10 protein-coding genes are annotated in these 17861 nt (G+C 37.3%); 3 read left to right on the plus strand and 7 right to left on the minus strand.

From position 1 onward, the window contains the following. Window positions 1-41 precede the first annotated feature (41 nt). The 3 genes from HDEF_RS04035 (at window position 42) to HDEF_RS04045 (ending at window position 8275) form a co-directional block, all read left to right on the plus strand. Window positions 42-335, plus strand: a complete 294-nt coding sequence (locus HDEF_RS04035) for a hypothetical protein (RefSeq protein WP_044612273.1) — start codon at window positions 42-44, stop codon at window positions 333-335. A gap of 535 nt (window positions 336-870) precedes the next feature. Further along, entirely contained in the window at window positions 871-2553 is a 1683-nt protein-coding gene (gene ltrA, locus HDEF_RS04040; protein ID WP_012738021.1) for a group II intron reverse transcriptase/maturase, read from the plus strand. A gap of 112 nt (window positions 2554-2665) precedes the next feature. Then, on the plus strand, window positions 2666-8275 hold the full coding sequence (locus HDEF_RS04045; RefSeq protein WP_171770468.1) for a YopT-type cysteine protease domain-containing protein: 5610 nt from the start codon (window positions 2666-2668) through the stop codon (window positions 8273-8275). 28 nt (window positions 8276-8303) lie between these two features. Here the strand turns inward: HDEF_RS04045 and HDEF_RS04050 are convergent, their stop codons facing one another. From HDEF_RS04050 to HDEF_RS04075, 7 genes are all read right to left on the minus strand, one after another. After that, entirely contained in the window at window positions 8304-12815 is a 4512-nt protein-coding gene (locus HDEF_RS04050; RefSeq protein ID WP_234809449.1) for a calcium-binding protein, read from the minus strand. Beyond that, window positions 12745-13629: a C80 family cysteine peptidase gene (locus HDEF_RS13015; RefSeq protein ID WP_015873384.1), complete on the minus strand. Its 885-nt coding sequence runs from the start codon at window positions 13627-13629 to the stop codon at window positions 12745-12747. Before HDEF_RS13015 ends, HDEF_RS04050 begins: the two co-directional genes overlap by 71 nt. A 170-nt stretch (window positions 13630-13799) precedes the next feature. Then, entirely contained in the window at window positions 13800-15296 is a 1497-nt protein-coding gene (locus tag HDEF_RS04055; protein WP_015873385.1) for a protelomerase family protein, read from the minus strand. Window positions 15297-15804: 508 nt separating this feature from the next. Beyond that, the gene (locus HDEF_RS04060) at window positions 15805-16083 is read right to left on the minus strand and encodes a YqjK-like family protein (protein ID WP_015873387.1); all 279 of its coding nucleotides are present in this window, start codon (window positions 16081-16083) and stop codon (window positions 15805-15807) included. Next, window positions 16080-16475: a phage holin family protein gene (locus HDEF_RS04065; protein ID WP_015873388.1), complete on the minus strand. Its 396-nt coding sequence runs from the start codon at window positions 16473-16475 to the stop codon at window positions 16080-16082. Before HDEF_RS04065 ends, HDEF_RS04060 begins: the two co-directional genes overlap by 4 nt. A 4-nt stretch (window positions 16476-16479) precedes the next feature. Further along, the gene (locus tag HDEF_RS04070) at window positions 16480-16782 is read right to left on the minus strand and encodes an ElaB/YgaM/YqjD family protein (protein ID WP_015873389.1); all 303 of its coding nucleotides are present in this window, start codon (window positions 16780-16782) and stop codon (window positions 16480-16482) included. A gap of 153 nt (window positions 16783-16935) precedes the next feature. Further along, window positions 16936-17604 (minus strand): DedA family protein, encoded by a 669-nt coding sequence (locus HDEF_RS04075; protein WP_015873390.1) that lies wholly within the window; start codon window positions 17602-17604, stop codon window positions 16936-16938. Window positions 17605-17861: the final 257 nt, after the last annotated feature.

Consider the following 17861-nt stretch of genomic DNA (forward strand, 5'->3'; position numbering starts at 1 on the left):
TATCATTCATTGGATGAAAATATATTAAAAGGACTCAATATATGCCAAAAAATTCTGACTCGTTTATTTCCGCTTTCGGCCCTCACTTTGTGATGGAAAATTCATTTGATTTTAATCAATACTATCAAGTTTTTAAAAAAGCAAAAAATCGAATCAAAACGATAAATCGTTTATCCGAACATTATGATGGGAGTACGGGATTATGTCTTGCTTTGTCTGTTCGTTATCTGATTGAAGAACGTAATTTTGGTTTGGGAGGGGGTAAAGATTATATGTTATGGTTGAAAACGTGCGACGTGAAAGTTGCACCACAGAAGTCCCTTGAAAAAGGGTAAGGTTGATCCGAAACCTTATTGCCACTTACTCGGTGCAAGAGGAGTAATTCTCTTGTGCTAAGCGAGAATGAAAGCCTAACTAAAGTATTAAGCTGAATAAGAAATAGGGGCAAGGCAAAACTGAAATGGGTTGAATAAAGTGAATCTCCGTTATTAAAATGTCGTAAGCAAGTAAAACACGAAATCAGATGTGACGTGTTATGGGGAAGTTTAACGACAGTTAGAAACGGGTAAAGAAGAGTGTTCGTTCTTTACGACGGATCCCGTTCCCCGGCATAGAGGAGGCAGCCCACTCAATGTATCTTCATGGTGTGAAACACGGTAACCCCATTAATCTTTTAGTGTTGATGTAAATACTAAGAGACAGTGGGCATAAGACGTTCCAAAAAGCGAAGGCAATCAGCCGAAAGGCAACTGGAAATCATAACAGGATTGATAGAGGTAATTACTTTACTCTGAAAAGAGGCTGACGTGGAACGGGTGACTTACCCATATAATCCTTTACCAAGGTTATGAATTGATTTAGAAGAGTTAGATGCCTATGGCAAACGTAATAAATCAAAACTATGAACAACAACTGGAATGGCATGCTATTAACTGGCGTGTTGTGACAGCCATGATTAATAATCTAAGGCAAAGAATATATAGGGCTTCAGCAACAGGTGACTTAAAGAAAGTCAGAAATCTGCAAAAACTCATGATGAAATCAAGAGCTAACCATCTTCTGGCTATCAGGAAAGTCACTCAGGTCAATCGGGGAAAACACACGGCTGGAGTAGATAATCAGGTAATTAATGACCATAAAGGACGAGAACATCTTTATAAGTTATTAAGCCAAACAACTTCAGAAAAGGTTTATCCAGTAAAACGAGTTTACATAGCAAAAAAGAATGGAAAAAAACGCCCTCTTGGGATCCCAACCATTCTCGACCGCTGTAGACAAGCGATAGTTAAATCGGCGCTGGAACCTTATTGGGAAGCAAAATTTGAACCAGTCAGCTACGGATTTAGACCGGGGCGAAGTGCCCATGACGCAATACAAAAAATTTTCTGTATTGCCAGAGCACGAGGGACACGGCACTGGGTACTAGATGCAGATATTAAAGGCGCATTTGACAACATTGACCATAATTTTCTCATAAAAAAAATCGGGGGATTCCCCGAAAGAAACATGATTAAACAATGGTTACAAGCCGGTGTGCTGGAACATGGCAACTATATACCCAATGTTGCAGGTACTCCGCAAGGCGGGATTATCAGTCCACTACTGGCCAATATTGCACTCCACGGAATGGAGACCTTACTGGGTATTCAATACTGGAAAAACGGCACGCCAAAACAAGGGCAACCTTATGCAGTAGTTCGTTATGCGGATGATTTTGTCGTATTCGGTAAATCCCGTGAAGAGTGCGAAACTGCCAAAATAAAGTTGCAAATTTGGTTAGCTCAGAGAGGGTTAGCTCTTTCTGAAGAAAAAACCAGTATCAAACACTTGAAGGAAGGATTCGACTTCCTGGGATTTAATATACGACATTATGACAATCGCCACAGAAAACGGGGATATATATTGTTAACGAAGCCCTCAAAGGAGTCGATGAAAAGGTACAAACAGCAAATGAGAATGACCTGGAAAGGTATTATCGGTATGCCGACACAAGAAGGAATAAGACAACTGAATGCCAAGATAATAGGATGGTGTAATTACTATCGTATTGGTGCTTCAAAAAGAACATTCAGTGCATTAGACCAATGGATGTGGATCCGCCAACGTAGATATTTGTATCGACGTCATCCCAATAAACACTGGTGGTGGCGAAGAAAACACTACTTAGGCAAGATACCAGGTAGAGAAGACTATTCAGTATTTATGGATAAATCAACCGGTGGATTTCTTTGGAAGCATGCATGGACAAAAATACAGCGTCATTGGCTAGTTCCAAAAAATGCTTCCCCCGACAATCCGGAATTGCGTGACTATTGGCGTAATAGGCAGGCACGTAAACAGCCTTTTATTTACGGTGTCAAAGTTAACCTCTATAAGCGACAGAAAGGTTATTGTCCTCTCTGTGATCAAGAGTTGGACAATGGTGAACAATTGCATGTTCATCATATTCAGCCTAAAGCTGAAGGGGGTGACAACAAGCTGGCTAATCTAAGATTGTTACATGCTAATTGCCACAGACAATTACATAGCAAAAAAGGAAAAATGTTGAAGTGAGTAAGTTGCGTGAGCCGTATGCGGGGTAACTCGCACGTACGGTTCTTGAGGGAGTGGGCACTTGCGGCCTGCTTACCTAATCATAGCAGAAAGCGATGATAAAAATCATTTGATGACAATAGGAAACAAAGATGCATTTCAGGTTGAAACAATAATAAAAAATCAATATCGTCATCAACACCTTTCAACTGAACTTGAGAAAATCATCAGATTACAAAGCTCACAGGATTTTGAAATAAAAGGAGACGAACTTTCAAATAAAAATTTCAATCAAAATACCCAGTCAATTGCCTCTGATTTACTTTTACACGCCAATAGAGAATACTCAGAATATATCAATAAAAATGGTTTGGAAATTAATCAAAAATATCATTTAAAAAGAGGAATGCCTTTAGAATCCATTTCTAAAACAAATTTTTCTGATTTTTTTAATTATTTTAAAGACCCTTTGGAAAATCAGTATTTTTTATTTTTTACAAAAACCCATGCGATGGCGATCACTGTCATTCATGACCCTGTTCAAACAATCTGGACCTTTTTTGACCCTAATATTGGTGCTTATTCATTTAACGAATATGATGCCTGGCGAAATTTTATGACCGATCATCTCCTGAACACTGTGAGTGTCAATAATGGCAAAAAAATTTACAAGTTCGGTTATACAGAATCAGGGAAAGAGATTGAAATAGAATATACACATTTAGTGCGAAGAAATCACTCTGCTTATAACGAAACCTGGAAGGAAGCCGCATCACAGGAAGAAAATTATTTAATTGAATCTTTAATTAAAAAAAGAACTGAATTTAAATTTAATGAAAAAGTCACAGGAAAATTACTTGCTTGTAATTTGAATGCTCAAAATAAAATAATTGATATTACGATTAAAATTACTCATAACGAAATAAATGAATTCACAGTGACATTGCCTTATCACCGTTTTGATCAAATACGTGATGCTGTCATGCACCGGATTGATAAAAAAGGGAATTTAATTTTGAATGAGTATTCAAAAAATATTTTAGGTGATTTAGAACCGGCTAAGGATCGAGTCGGGCGGGTGAAACAAGTGATGAGCATCATTAACGATATTGCACATAAAAAACTGGATTACACCTTTATTTATCAAGATAAAGGGATGCTTGATTTGTTAACTGGTTTTTTTAAAGATGGAGATCAGAATTTTAATGGTAAAAAATTTATTAAAATCTGTTTCGATCCCATAGAAAGAAATCATTGGATGTTAAAAGCCAGACAATTACTGGCCACTAGAGCTTTTCAAAATCAATCAGATAAACTAAGCGATGAAAAATCTTTAGAAAAAACGTATTATTTGAATTTAATCAAAGAAAATAATTTAAGTGATTTAATGGTTCTGGCCTCTAAAAAAGAATATCAAAGAGCAGGGATTTACATTAATATTGCACCTCAATTTCTTTATATTCCAAATGAGATTAATAACAATCTTGCACTGGGTTTTATTTGGTTAAATGCAAAAAGAAAAGGAAAAACATTTCAGGAAAGTTTTTTAAAATTTCTAGCAACCTATTCTTTAATTTATGCTGATAAAGCGGATGTCGAGCTCAGCGATTATGATACAGAAAAATTAAAAGAATTTGAAAATTTATTTCAATCTCTCAAAAAAGAGATAAAAAAAGAAAAAAATAAAATTTTTATAATGAATCCAATGTGTTCACCGTTACCAAAAATCCCTGGTCGTTATTTTTTAAGTTCTACCAAATCGGATAATGGATATATTTTAGTTTTAGATATCACTCAACACCATCAAGGTAATACGATTACCTTATATGATCCGATTGTAGGGGATATTCAAATGAAAACCTCTAGTCAGGATAACACTGAATTTGATCAATTTCTTAATGATTATCTTGATTACAAAGTTCTTGATAATAAAACCAGGGCAGAATTATATGGATTTCAAAAATTTCAGGAAAATTATTATTTTGAAGTCACAAAATTAAGCCCAATTCATTTAACTAAATTAAATATTTTAAATAAAATAAATGATTTTACATCTCATGTTGATTTTGACAGAGAGCGGATTTTTAAATTACCAGATATTACTTTAAATAAACTCACTTTATCCCCGTCATTAATTTATAAAATGGGCGGCATATTTGGTGATAAAGGGCTTTCATTAGAACATTTTTCTTCTCCATCAGAGTTACTATATGGTCTTCGTTTTAATGCAAGAAAATTAAAAAATTATCTACTCAACAAAAAGATAGAAAAAAGTGAAATAGAAACAGCAATCACATTTTTAAAAGAAAAAATAAAAATGAGTCCATCAATCCATTCTTTATTAGAAGGACAAAAAGAAGATAAAAAAATTGCCGCTGATTTGATTAAAGATATTTATGAGAATAGTCATTCTGCTTCTAATTTAAAAAATCAGTTTTTCGAAAAAAAATTATATAAGAACATGAATAGAATAGATATTTTAATGCACGTTGCTTATTATTTTCATGGATTTTATGAAATTATCAAGATTAAAGATCTGTTAAAAGATAAATCATTAACAAAAGAAGAAAGAAAGATACTGGAAATGCAGCAAAAATCCATTTATTTCAGTCTTTTTATTAGTGCTGATATGGATCTGATTCAGTATGGTTTGCATAAATTACACATAAACCTGATCGGAATACCCAGGCATCAATTACAGCTTTATTCCCCTTTAATCCAAAAATGGGTGAAACACGGGAGCAAGGCACTGCCTTTTGTAAACCTGGGATTAGGTTTAGGCATGTCTTCCCTCGATTTCTATCATGCTTATTTGCATTTTGAAAAAATGTCTCAAACATCTGATTCAAAAACTCGACAGGATTTGCAGGTGAATGGGTTTTTATCATTGTTCAGTGGCGTGCTCGGTGTGGGTACGAGTGCAGCAGCCATGATTGGATATAAAGCCGCTTTTTTGGGAGGGGCTGCAGGCGGCGCTGCGATGGCAGCCGCCACGAAACTGATTTTAATGAGTGGAGTTGCCGGGATCCTGGGCGGATTGTTCGTTCTTTTATTCTCACAATCATACTCTAGCATACGTCAATTAGAAGATATTCAAAATCATGTTGAACTCAATACAGAAGAGTTTTGGGAGAATTTTGTGCGTCTGTTCCTGGGATTAAACCCCAGTGTTGAATTAGAAAATAAAACGTTAGAAGCAATAAGTAAAACCGCTGCCCGTCAACAATATAATGAAATGTTAGAAGCCAGCGCGAAAAAAATATTGAAGAGTTTATCTGCTCAAAAAATCAATAGTTATTTTTATAGTCAACAGGATTTTGATATAAAAATGAGACCTTATAAATTACTGTCTTATCGAAAATGGATTAATCCTTCATTTACCCGTGCATTCGTAGACATAGAAAAAGATAAGCTTTCTCCTAAAGAAGCTGAGAAATTTATTGAGGCTAATGCGCGTGAAAAAATAAACATTAAAGATAGTCAATATCGTTATCCTGAGCCTTCTGCTTTAAAACCAATTAATGATTATATTGATGCTAATGAAGAGGATGACAATAATCCTACGGTTAAAAAAATATCTTCAGATGAAACAGCGATTACTAAAGGGGAGTCAACTGCTTTATTTGATCTCGGTGATGGGGATGATATTGCTGTGGGATATCGCGCCAGAAAAAATTTTTTTAAAATTACAAAGGGTGCTAAACAGTATACCGGAGGAAATAAACCAGATATTTTTTATTTATCCAATACTTCATTAAATACTGATGAATCGATGCTACTGAGCAAATTTGATGGTTTGGCGGGTGAAGATACTATTGTTTTTGATCAAGTGTTATTAAGAGATGTCCGTTATTTTATTGATTTAACGGTGGGGCAAATTTATTCTGGCTCTAGAAATAATAAAAAATTAGTTGCAAATATAAAAAATATTGAACATGTTTACGGAAATTCAAAAACCAATAATGAGATCAAAGGAAATAACGAAAATAACTATCTGAATGGAGGAGGTGGATACGATGAAATCTGGGGATATTTTGGAGATGACGTCTTGACCTTTGAGCAAGGTAGTATTGATGGAGGTGAAGGCAATGATCATTATATTCTTTTGCAAAATTCTACCTCTGAGAATGTTATCGCCCATATTTATGAGGTTAAAGACGATTTTTCGTTTATCAATCTGCATTATAATGTAGCTGACATCACGTCTGTCTTTTTAAAAAAAAACCATGATATTTATTCGATCAATATCACACTGCGAAATAAAAATAAAACAGAAACGACATTAGCACTTCATGATATTTATTCTTTTGAAAAAGAAGATGTTGAAAAAAAATATTTACTCTTAAACAATCAGTATATTTTTTCTACTTTAGATGGTTTTTTATTATTTCCGAATTGGCCACAGGTCATAGAAAAAAATCTGGAGGGCGCCTTTCCTTTGGCCCTGACATTCAATGCACAATATAATCTGTTCAGTGATATCGAAAATAGATCTGATATTAAAAATTTTTCAAAAGAGCAGATTAATTTTATTTTTAGAAAAATTGCTCAACAAGATCTGCTGATAGTCGGTGAAAAAAGATTTTTTCTTCCTGACTCAGTGAAATTAATGATGGCAGATACCCCTTTTAATGACAAATTAATCGGGGATTCAGAAAGTAATTTATTCATCAGCCGAAGAGGTAATGATCAATTAGAAGGAGGAGCAGGGAGAGACATTTATCGAATTGAACACCCCGATGATAATGAACGTAGAATATGGATTAATAACAACGACAACAGTACAAATCCTGACTATGATTTGCTGATTTTACCTGTTGGGATTGAACAAATGAATATTATCTTTAAGGGAAGTGATGACGTCATATTAAAGACAAACTCTTCAAATCAGAAGAAAAAATTAGAAATTGTTTTTTGGCAATTTATGAAAAACAAGTCTTACCAGCATATCACTATATTAGACGCACATTATCAGTTATATCATATAGAGGTGAATGAAGAAGGGAAAATTTATTTAGATCAATATGATACTCATATAGTTCCTACAGAAAAAGAGGATCATCTTGTTTTAACCGATGGTGATTATTTTACTGAAGAAAAATTAGATGCCGGCGCAGGCGATGATCTGATCATAGACCATAGCCATCATCATCGTACTCTGCATGGTGGTGACGGAAATGACCGTATTATTGCAACGGGGAACGGCAATAAATGGCTTTATGGCGACGCAGGGAACGATACAATATTGGCTTATGAAGGTAACAACTTTATTTATGGGGGCACAGGGAATGATTTTCTTTCAGGTGGTGTCGGGGACGATATTTATTTGATCACCCCTAACGACGGACATACTGTGATTGAAGACACAGGCGGCAACGACACTTTAATTTTATATGGTATGGATGAGGGTGAATTTCATACAATAGAAGAAGGCGAAGATCTCGTATTTAAACTCTCAAACCCTGAGTTTGAAAACAGATTTTCCGTCAAAATTAAAAAAGGCGCTTGTGGTACTGATGAGCAAAAAATAGAAACAGTAAAAACACATCATCCTGATTTAAAAAAAACGATCACAGCTGATGCGCAAAAAGAAATGACGCAGGAAGAAAAAGAAAAAAGGGAGAATATTCCACCTGAATTAATGAAAGAACTGATGTCTTATTTTAATGACAATCAAAGTGGCTCATTCAGACAAAAAATCGCGAGGGATCCAGATCAGTTGATATCGGTTTTGTCGCATTAAAAATTTTTACATGGGGCTTACGAAAGCCCTATACAGAGATCATTTTTGGTGAAAAAGTATCCAAAAATTTTTCACCAGGCAGATTGAAGACTTTTTCTAATTCGTGAAATTCAGACACACTTTGCTTTAATTGGCTTAGGATCGTCTCCTTTTCATTGATTCTGTTATCAGGGAACAACTGATTGACAATCAGGTCAGGCTCATCGTTAGGATTAAGACCCATTGTATGAATATGTCCTTCTTTATCCATAATGGAAAGATGCCTATAGGGTTCATCTTTCATAAAATTCATCAAACGCAGATTCACATGTTCTGTCGGAGAATTGAGATGCGTCAAAACGACATCATCATCATCCTGTCTTATCTCAATATCATCCAGTGAAAAAGGCAAGAGTACAATATCTTGCGCAGGCGCACCCTTTTCAGGGGAATCATAATTATGGATTCTCACCTGTGTTCCTTCAGGTCGATCGTCGATGATATAGATGTCTGTTCCTCCTTTACCTTCTAAAATATCTCCGCCGACCTTACTGTGTAAGGTGTTGCTGAGATCATCTCCCTGTAAATCATCATCAAACCCACTTTCTTGAGGCACTAATTTTAAAAAATGGGGCAATATTTTTGCCTGGCCCATGACTTCGATCAGCCCAGGTTGTTGCTGATGGGCCATTTTTTGAATGATTAACCCTTGTTTTGTGCTTTTGGTTTCAGAGAGAGGAGAATTTTTATGAACGTTTCCAGTATAGGTTGCTATTAAAGCGAGCTGTTCCGGTTCTTCTGTGTACGGATTGAAAGGTATTTCAGCGGGCAGACCCCAAAACATCACACCATCCTGGGTATAAAAAATATATTGTGCCGTTAACGTTCTTTTTTGTTTTTTCAATGAGGGAAGATAGAGATCAAATAGTGTTAAGGTAGTTATACTCTGATTGTCATTGATTAATTCAATAAACAGATGCTCTTTGATCCTTTTAATATTGCTGATTTGAGTCACGGAATAATCCAGAATAACATGGCTGAATTCTTCTGGATCATCTTCTTCTGTGATGATAAGTAACGCAGATTCAGAATAGGTGTTTTGTAAAACACGATAACAATCTGTGCCATTTCCTCCATGAAGCCCCCCGGCCTGAGCGACTAAAATATCATTGCCACCAAATCCCCTCAGTGTATCCCGACCTCCCTGCCCATTCAGGATGTTTGATTGATCGTTTCCAAAAATCACATCGTCTGTGTCTGAGCAGGTCTCAATATGATGAATATTTTTTAACGTCGCTATTTTTTGCGTGCTATTAGTGAAATAAAAAGAGCCATCATACAGATTGACACGGTATCCTGTTTTGGATGCATTTTTTTTTGCTATCAGTGTATTGAAACCACCGTCTCCATCGAACACGCTGGGTTGAAAGGGAGGCGCCGTGCCCCTGAAAATAAAAGTATCGGATTGAGTGCCCCCCTTGAAATTTTTGAATCCGTCGCCGATGTCAAAAATATGGCTTTTTTCTGGGTGACCGACCACTTCATCGTTTCCATCACCCAAAAAAAAATACATTTTATGGGGTGTTGCAGAAGCCGGTTCATCCTCTTTCATCACAGACGCAGAGAGTGATGAGGCACCTGGCAGCCCATCTTGTCTTTTTACAAATAAAACGCTTTCTGAATGCACCTCATTATTCATGGAGATCTGATCATCAGTGGCTGAAAGCCCTTCAATGTCGTAAAACCTGTATTCACTTTTTTCTATCGAAAGATGCGTATAAACAGGAATGTTCCCCGTTTTTTTAGCTTTATATTCTGATAATGCCCTTTCCGCTTCAGAGGGGAGTATTTTATCTTCTATGTCTATTTTAAATAAAGAAGGACTTCCTCCTACAGGTTGATTAAACTCCGCCGATCTTTTTCCTGTTAATTTTTTATATCGATGTTCCACTAAAATGATTTTTCCTGTGCTGTAATATACCGCCTCTATTTCATCATCTGACTCTAATAATGTTTGAAAAAATTTTTTAAAATGCCCATCAAAATGGTTTTTGGCCTCTTTTTCTGCCTTTCCTTTTGCGAGCTGATTGAGGACCTTGGCGTCCATTTCTAATCCCAAAAAATTCAGCCAGCCGATGCGTAATTTTTGCAATGTGGTCAATCGGGTATAGCGCTCAATCTCTTGAACCTGACGAACCGAAAAATAAATTCGCCTTACTACAGAAAGCGCAATCTCCAAGGTCATTCCAATCGCGCCAGCGACCAGTCCCATGGTGCCCGCTAAAGCAAATAATGCCAGGCCACTTGAGATCCCGATCGCCACGCTTAAATAAGAAAGAACGATACTGACTTTTAAATCTTGTCGGACATCCAGATCAATCGTCGTTTTAAGTTCAGTGATATCTCTCTGAGCTTGATAAATATCCAAACTGGCGCCCAAAATACTTAAAACGGGAGCACCATATCGAACCAGCCTGGATCCCGCTAAATACTTCAAACGTTGAATTTTAGAAGACACCATCACAGCGGACGGAAAAGAAAATGTTTGAATAATGTGCGATTCCAGTTTTCTAAAACCAAATGTTAAAAGCTCGCTTCCCATATCATACACAAGACCTGCCATAGCGATTTGAGCTTCGAAGTCCAATGCCTGTTTTTGAGACTGACTGAGCTGGTCGGAAGAACGACGCCGCCAGTAATGAGACAGGCATGTGACAGTTCGGATCCATGAGAGCCTTTGATTTGCCTGGCCCAAAGTACCGATGACACTCGATACCTTTGAAATTCGGGGGCTAATGCTATTTTTCTGAGGTTTGTCAGGCTTGAATGGAGATGGAGAGTGTAGCGAGCCATCATCCGTATCGCTGATAAATTTTGTTAATTTTTTAATAGAAGGGGATTGAAAAATGTGAAAAAAATTTAATTGATCAACATCAACGATAAAGAATCCATCTTTCTGAGGTAAATACATTAAGCGCTTAAAATAATCATTGAGCATTAATCTCAGGGTGATACTGGTTTTTTGAAAATGATGACTCCTCATCATGATTTCGCCAAAATTAGCATCATAGACATACCAATGGGTTTGTTGGTTTGTTGTCTGATGTTTTGCGATAGATAAGAGATGTTGACCGATACGCAGCTGGTAATACCCTGCCTTTTGATTATCCAGTGTATTGAAAAATTCATGAAGACTCTGGGGGCCTTTTTTGATAAAGGCAGGCCCTGCTTCGATATCATTAATCAGCTTTCCAAAAATTTCGGGAAGTTCATTATCAAGATAAGTCAATTGATTGAATATTTTTTGTTCATTTATCTGAGCATGAGTTTGAAATGCCTTCAATAATTTCAAACGTAAATTCTGATCACCTAGCCTAAGCAAGCTCAAATAAGCAAGATTCACTTTGATCGCTTTTTGTTGCGCTAATTGACTTCCATCGCCGATATAAATAGCTTGCATGCATGTATTGATTTCAGGCAAAAATCCATACATATGATTGTACAGTTTTATCTGTTTATTCCAGTTCACCTTGTTTTTGATCAAAAAGGCATTCCAGTCAGCGGTCCGTTTTAAAGTAGTCTGGCCTGTGACATGAATAAATTGATCTTGCGTTTCGCCGTATTTCATCAAGATTTTTATTTGATTGATAAATTGGGAATAAAGGATGGGATCAAAAGATGTTTCATAAAGTTTTTTCCAATCGAGTTCTCCTGATGGGAGATGAAAAAAATCGGTTAACAAGCGGATATCACTGGGACTAAATGAGGTCGACTGATTTGAGGAGAGATCATTCACCAAAGCCCAAACTCGTTTTAGCTTCTCTGTTAAAGAAGAATCGGGGTTTTTTTGATCATGGGCCCTCTCTGAAAGGGTTATAGAATTCTTTTGATTCATTTTTGTTGTGACATCCTTATCATGATCCTTTGAATCATCAATGGCCGAAGGTATTTTGATTATTTTTAATTCGATGTTGAATTCTTGAGCCATTTTTTGAGCAGCCTCACGTATTGAGGTGACATTTTTCGATGAAAGACCCTCTGACAAGGCAAGGTGGTGTGCTTCCTCTGTATGTTGAGTGAGTTCAGGATAAATTAAAAATAGCCCTGTGATTTTGATTTCTCCTGTCACAGGAAAATGGGGGTAAATATTGACATCGGGTCGTCCAGTGATGAGCACGGTATTTCGTGTAGTGGTTTTTCTTATAATCTCATCAGGTTTGGCCACGCGTTGTCGGTAGGAAAATAATTGTTTCGATAACAGACCTTGGTGCGCTAATTCAGAAAGAGGCGTATTTGGTATCGTCGCTAATTTATCGAGATGATCGTCAGATGTGTCTATAGCGGTTTTTAAATTCGCTTCGAGGATTTTTTCATAAGGCGCCGCGGCCAAAATATTTTGCTTAGGGACCTCTAATATCACCCCAACCGTATAATCTCTGAGTGTTTCATTTGACAAAATACTGGCAGAAATCACATCAGATTGCCTGAGTTTATGCTGAATATCTTTTGAAAAGATGCCTTTGCGCCCCCATGAGATCTGTGATTGATGAAGGATAAACAAGATATTTAAATGTCTCACTGACCATTTTAGGATCCGTAAAATGGTCTGGTGCCCAGGCATCTAATACAGGAGATAACAATCGAAAGGCACTGCTGTGTTTTTTATGTATCAACTCCCCTTTTTGATTCCAGCCTAGTAGCAAAGTATCCCCTGCTGTCTGGGCACGGTTTTCTGATATTGTTTTACGGGTGAACTTTTTACCACCACCGTAGTGAGGAATAGATACCCGTCTTGTTCTGGCTGATATGTCCGCCTGAATACCTTTTTTTTTCATGGCATGTGCAAATTGTGTGGCAAAATTTTTGCCTTCGTAGTCGATCAGTTGACAGCTCACTAAACTGATTCGGTTTGGAGTACTGTCGACAGCATATTTTTCACTAAAATGTTGATTAAAATTTTTTAAGAGATCGGCTAAATCATCAGGAGTCATGCCAGAGAGCGTCCTGGTAGTTGGATGCTCAGAACTTGAGTGCCCTACCAATTGCCACCGCAATTTACCTTGAAGCCCGTATGGAGAGCCCGATAACACGCGATAATGATGGTGTTGATCGAGTTGAATCAAGACGGAACCTGGGTGTTTTTGTGCCAGTCTCACGGCACCATTGAGAATATCAGGGTCATTTTCTAGCTGAATAATGAGTTGCCCCGCATATCGGCTCGACCCTCCATCAGGCCTTTCTGTAAGGTGATTTACTTTATCCCACTGATGAAGCGGTAAAAAACGGGTAGAATTTTGTTGAGAAGAATTTGATAAAGATGGCTTCTGGCTTCTGGCTTCTGGCTTCTGGCTTCTGGCTTCTGGCTTCTGGCTCATGGTGATTTTTCGTCCTTAAAAAATCGCAAAGTGCTGATGGTGGGATATGAAAAATTCATATCATCAATCATTAATTTTCGTTTAAGCGAGTCACGGAAATAAATGTTAAAACATTCTGAACCTGTTGTTCGGTTCCTCATTTGAGGAAGGGTAGTACCTATCCATAGGTTTCAGCAGAATTGAGCTAACTGAATAAAGTCCTTAAGGTACTTTTTAATAGTATTGAGATTGAGCTGTTTACCCTCAAAGAGGCAGTGCCGTCGAATGTATGATGGCGTCATTTTTTCCAGCTTTAAGCCATTGATCACTTCTGATTTTAGCCATTCGTGCATTACTGCCATTTTTGGGGCTCTCGCATAACTCACCACATCATTATCCGCTTTCTCTAAATATGCACTCAAGGATTTTTGCAGGTCGGTGATTTTTTCATGATTGTTTTTTTCAGCAAGCTCAATACTCTGAACGGAATTGTCCAGGCGGAATGCTTCATAGTGCAACTGGGTTTCAATGAGTGAGTGGCCAAGAACCCGATGACGATACGCTGAGCGGGCTTCCCCTTCTTTGAGATGGTCTTCGTAGGTCACTTCTGTATAAAGCGCCCTGCAGTCTTTGAGACTAAATTGTCCATGTTGAAAAAGCGCGCGTACCGCCCTGTTCATTGTGCTTTCATATTTTTTATGCACCGACTTGTTATGGTCGTAGTCTTTGATACCGCCTTTTTTAACTTCACTTTTTATCATTTCCCCAAAAACATTTTGATATTTCAAAGGGTCATTTTGTGTTTTTTTTCTGAGTTTATCTAATGCTTTCACTACTATTTGAGCCTCAATCATGGAAGGGATTTGATATGGAGATATTTCTTCAAACAAGTAGCGATTTTTGGTTTTGAGCTGCCCGCTAAACAATAGCGTTTTATCATCCACCGCCTTTAAAGAGGCCGTTTTCATTATCTCTGTGAGACGCCGCCCAGAAGCTAATGCAATCCCTATACACAAATCACTGGTAGATGGCTCAGTTTTAGTCAACAGGTTGCGTGCCAGAGTTTTAACCCATTCAGGGTTCACAAGTATTTGAGTGTGCAATTTTTTATTCAGTTGTTTCTGATCATCATCACGGATCCAATCCTTAATGGCACTTTTGGGTTCAAACATGTAATAAGCGTGGTGCTCAATTCGGAGGCTCAGCAAATCACGACGAAAGTCTGATCCCGTGACTGTATTAGCACGAAGAAGAATGATATTTTCTCTTAATTTTTCTATGGGCAGGTGTGGATCTAGTTTTTTATGAAGACCTTCTTTTTTGTTGCCATACTTACGTAAAAAGGTATTGATATGGTGTTTTATGGCATGATGCCTGAATCCTAGCGCTTTGATCCCATTCCGGTAATTTTGCATTAACTGAGAGTAATAACGGTACGAGCAGACAGGCTCACTGAGTAGTTGACCGGTCTGTTTATCGACAATGACATTAAGGTGCTCATGCTCTCTTTGAGATATTTTGTTGCATCGGTCAGTCAAATATTTGGCGGCTTCTTTCTCTTTTTTTTTGTCAGCCTCTTTTTGTATATGTTTCACTTTGTTGAGAATGTCTTTCACTCTATTTAATGAACGAGCCATCGTGATTTCCTCTGAAAAAGTCACTGTACCCATGAAGATATACCAAATCATCTAGATGATCAATTGCACCCGCATCTATTTTTATCCGCTGAAATTTAATGTGAGAGACAGATTTCATTGTGTTATCTGGCAGTGGAGAGTCAAAAAACTGGGGTTCATACGCGCTGTTTTACCCTTGATTTGTGCCGATAAGGCTGACCTGCTTGTTGAGGTCTGAACCTGTCATGATGATAAAGGCTGAATGCTAAGCCTGCTGATTTAGCCTTGAATCAATCTATTTTTTGAAGGAGTTGATTTTGGCAACGTGTTTTTGTCGGACCTTGCCTGGGGCGCCGAAGTATAGTCGATGTGTCGCCTCAGCTTTTTTTCTGAACAATCTATTCACGTAGTTGTTTGATCAAAAACCTGAGTTTTGGATAAGACACTGATATAAAAATGAGCCAACCCCATGACAAAGTGGGGCAAAATTCAGTTGATATTGACATTTACAAAAGATTTTCATATGTGGGATGTTTTTAAACATACAGGGCTTTGTTTGATGCTTACAGAATGAGGCTTATTAAAAGAAACTTCGGATTAAACGCATAAAACTCCAGGCTTGCAGGATCCGCCTGGAACCCATGAATACTCGAACAGGATGACGAATCACATAAAAAGCTAAAACGCCTGAGGCCAAAATAAAATATTTATTTGTACTGGTGATTTTGATCCACCCACGATCATAAGGTGCCATGATTTTGGAGTAAGTCTCAAAATCATTAATAAGACCTAAACGCTGCTGCTCGATTTTAGAAAGCATTGATTTTATTTTTTGATCCAACTCGTGATTTTGTTTCACTTGTCACCTTTCAATAAATTTTTATCAATTTCAAGTTGATTTCGAGTGTGGATCAATAATGTGGAATGAGGTCTTTTTTTAACAATCCAAAAAACACCTAAAAGCGACAATCCCAAAAAGACTGTGGTGATCATCCCCAGTATGAAAAGCCGGTAAACAGGGTCAATGCTCCATATCAGCAGTATTAATAAAGTGATTAATCCAAAAAAAGCACAGAGCAAAGTCATGCCTGCAATGAGCAATAACTGGATTAATCTGTTTTTTTCTTCTTCCAGTTCAATCACTACCAGCCCAAGACGCGTCTCTATTGTGCTGACAATCGTGCTGGTAATGCGTCGAACAACATCAAAGAGCTTTTGGCTGGGGCCTTTTTTCTCAATTTTCTCTTTCATATGATTAACGACGCGATAATAAAACACCCAACACAAGACCAGCTGCAGCACCAATTGCTACACCTGTCCATGGATTATCATGCACATAGGTGTCGGCTTTATCTTTTAATTCTTTGGTTTTATCCACCATTTTCTCACCCGTCTCACTGAGCTGATCACGAGTCGATTTCAATATATTCTCTGCCCTGGAACGCATCTTTTGTAGCTCTGCTTTCGGTTTATCGGATGAAGATAATACTTCTTCGAGAGTATCTGCCATCGTATTGAGCTCCTTACGTAAGTTTTCAGCAGTGTCATTTTTTGACATAAAATTATTCTCCAGGTTATGAGGTGATTATTCAAAAATTTTTTTTGCTAAAGGGGGATCGTTGATTCAAGATTAAGCATAGTCATAAATATCAATACTGCCACTCATTTATCGTACATTTGACATAGATGATTTTTTCATCATTGCTACTACTTACTTTCGTTTTTTTATGCTTTCTCTTTTTTGCAAAAAAAAATATACAGAGCCGATAAGACCGACTACCAGTAGTACAACGGGTAACAGTATCAATAACAGCATTAATTTATCTTCATATTTTAAAAAAATATTCGTTTTCCCTAATGTGAAGCCGAGAGAAGTGAGTATTAAAACCCAAAGTAATCCACTGAGAACATTAAATAACTGAAAACGTGAATTATTAAGACCAGAAATGCCTGCTAAAGTGGGTAACAGAGTTCGAATAAATGCTAAAAAACGTCCAATTAATAGCGCAGATAAACCGTGACGATGAAATAGTTGATGAGCACGTTCATGATAATGCACAGGCAGATGAGCAAGCCATCCCTGTATCATTTTAGTATTTCCTAACCACCGCCCTTGAAGATAACCCACCCAGGATCCCAAACTGGAAGCTATCGTCAAAACAATCAGAGTCACGGGAAAATTCATCGCTTCTCTTGCAATTAAAACACCGACTAAAATCAAGAGACTGTCTCCGGGCAAAAAAGCCGCAGGCAATACCCCATTTTCTAAAAAAAGAATGAGGAATAATAAAATATAAATCGCCCAAGCAAGGGAAGGATCAGCCAGTGTTACGTAATCTTGTTCCCATAAGGCATTTAACAGTTTTCTAATGATATCCATGCGATGCCCTATTAAAATAGTTTCAAATGTATTTTCTGGGAGTAAACATTTTAAAATTCAACTGACATAAAAATGTCCGATATTTTATCAAACTTAAAGAATCTGAAACAGAGAAATGTGAATGCCACTCCCTGTTTTTTAATAATGGATATGGTAACAATAGTACAATTGAAACGTTTGACTGAAATAAGTGCTCGCCGTAAAGTGTGTGCCGAGATCTATACCTGAAATTTCCCCGGTTACTGCCTCATATGAAA

This window comes from Candidatus Hamiltonella defensa 5AT (Acyrthosiphon pisum), from assembly GCF_000021705.1.
GTDB lineage: Bacteria > Pseudomonadota > Gammaproteobacteria > Enterobacterales > Enterobacteriaceae > Hamiltonella > Hamiltonella defendens.

What these genes read in the sequence shown, in the direction of transcription:
- HDEF_RS04065 (WP_015873388.1), bottom strand. Translation starts at nt 16,475, where the DNA reads ATGAAAGAGAAAATTGAGAAAAAAGGCCCCAGCCAAAAGCTCTTTGAT.
- HDEF_RS04045 (WP_171770468.1), top strand. Translation starts at nt 2,666, where the DNA reads ATGACAATAGGAAACAAAGATGCATTTCAGGTTGAAACAATAATAAAA.
- HDEF_RS04075 (WP_015873390.1), bottom strand. Translation starts at nt 17,604, where the DNA reads ATGGATATCATTAGAAAACTGTTAAATGCCTTATGGGAACAAGATTAC.
- ltrA (WP_012738021.1), top strand. Translation starts at nt 871, where the DNA reads ATGCCTATGGCAAACGTAATAAATCAAAACTATGAACAACAACTGGAA.
- HDEF_RS04055 (WP_015873385.1), bottom strand. Translation starts at nt 15,296, where the DNA reads ATGATTTGGTATATCTTCATGGGTACAGTGACTTTTTCAGAGGAAATC.
- HDEF_RS04070 (WP_015873389.1), bottom strand. Translation starts at nt 16,782, where the DNA reads ATGTCAAAAAATGACACTGCTGAAAACTTACGTAAGGAGCTCAATACG.
- HDEF_RS13015 (WP_015873384.1), bottom strand. Translation starts at nt 13,629, where the DNA reads ATGAGCCAGAAGCCAGAAGCCAGAAGCCAGAAGCCAGAAGCCAGAAGC.
- HDEF_RS04035 (WP_044612273.1), top strand. Translation starts at nt 42, where the DNA reads ATGCCAAAAAATTCTGACTCGTTTATTTCCGCTTTCGGCCCTCACTTT.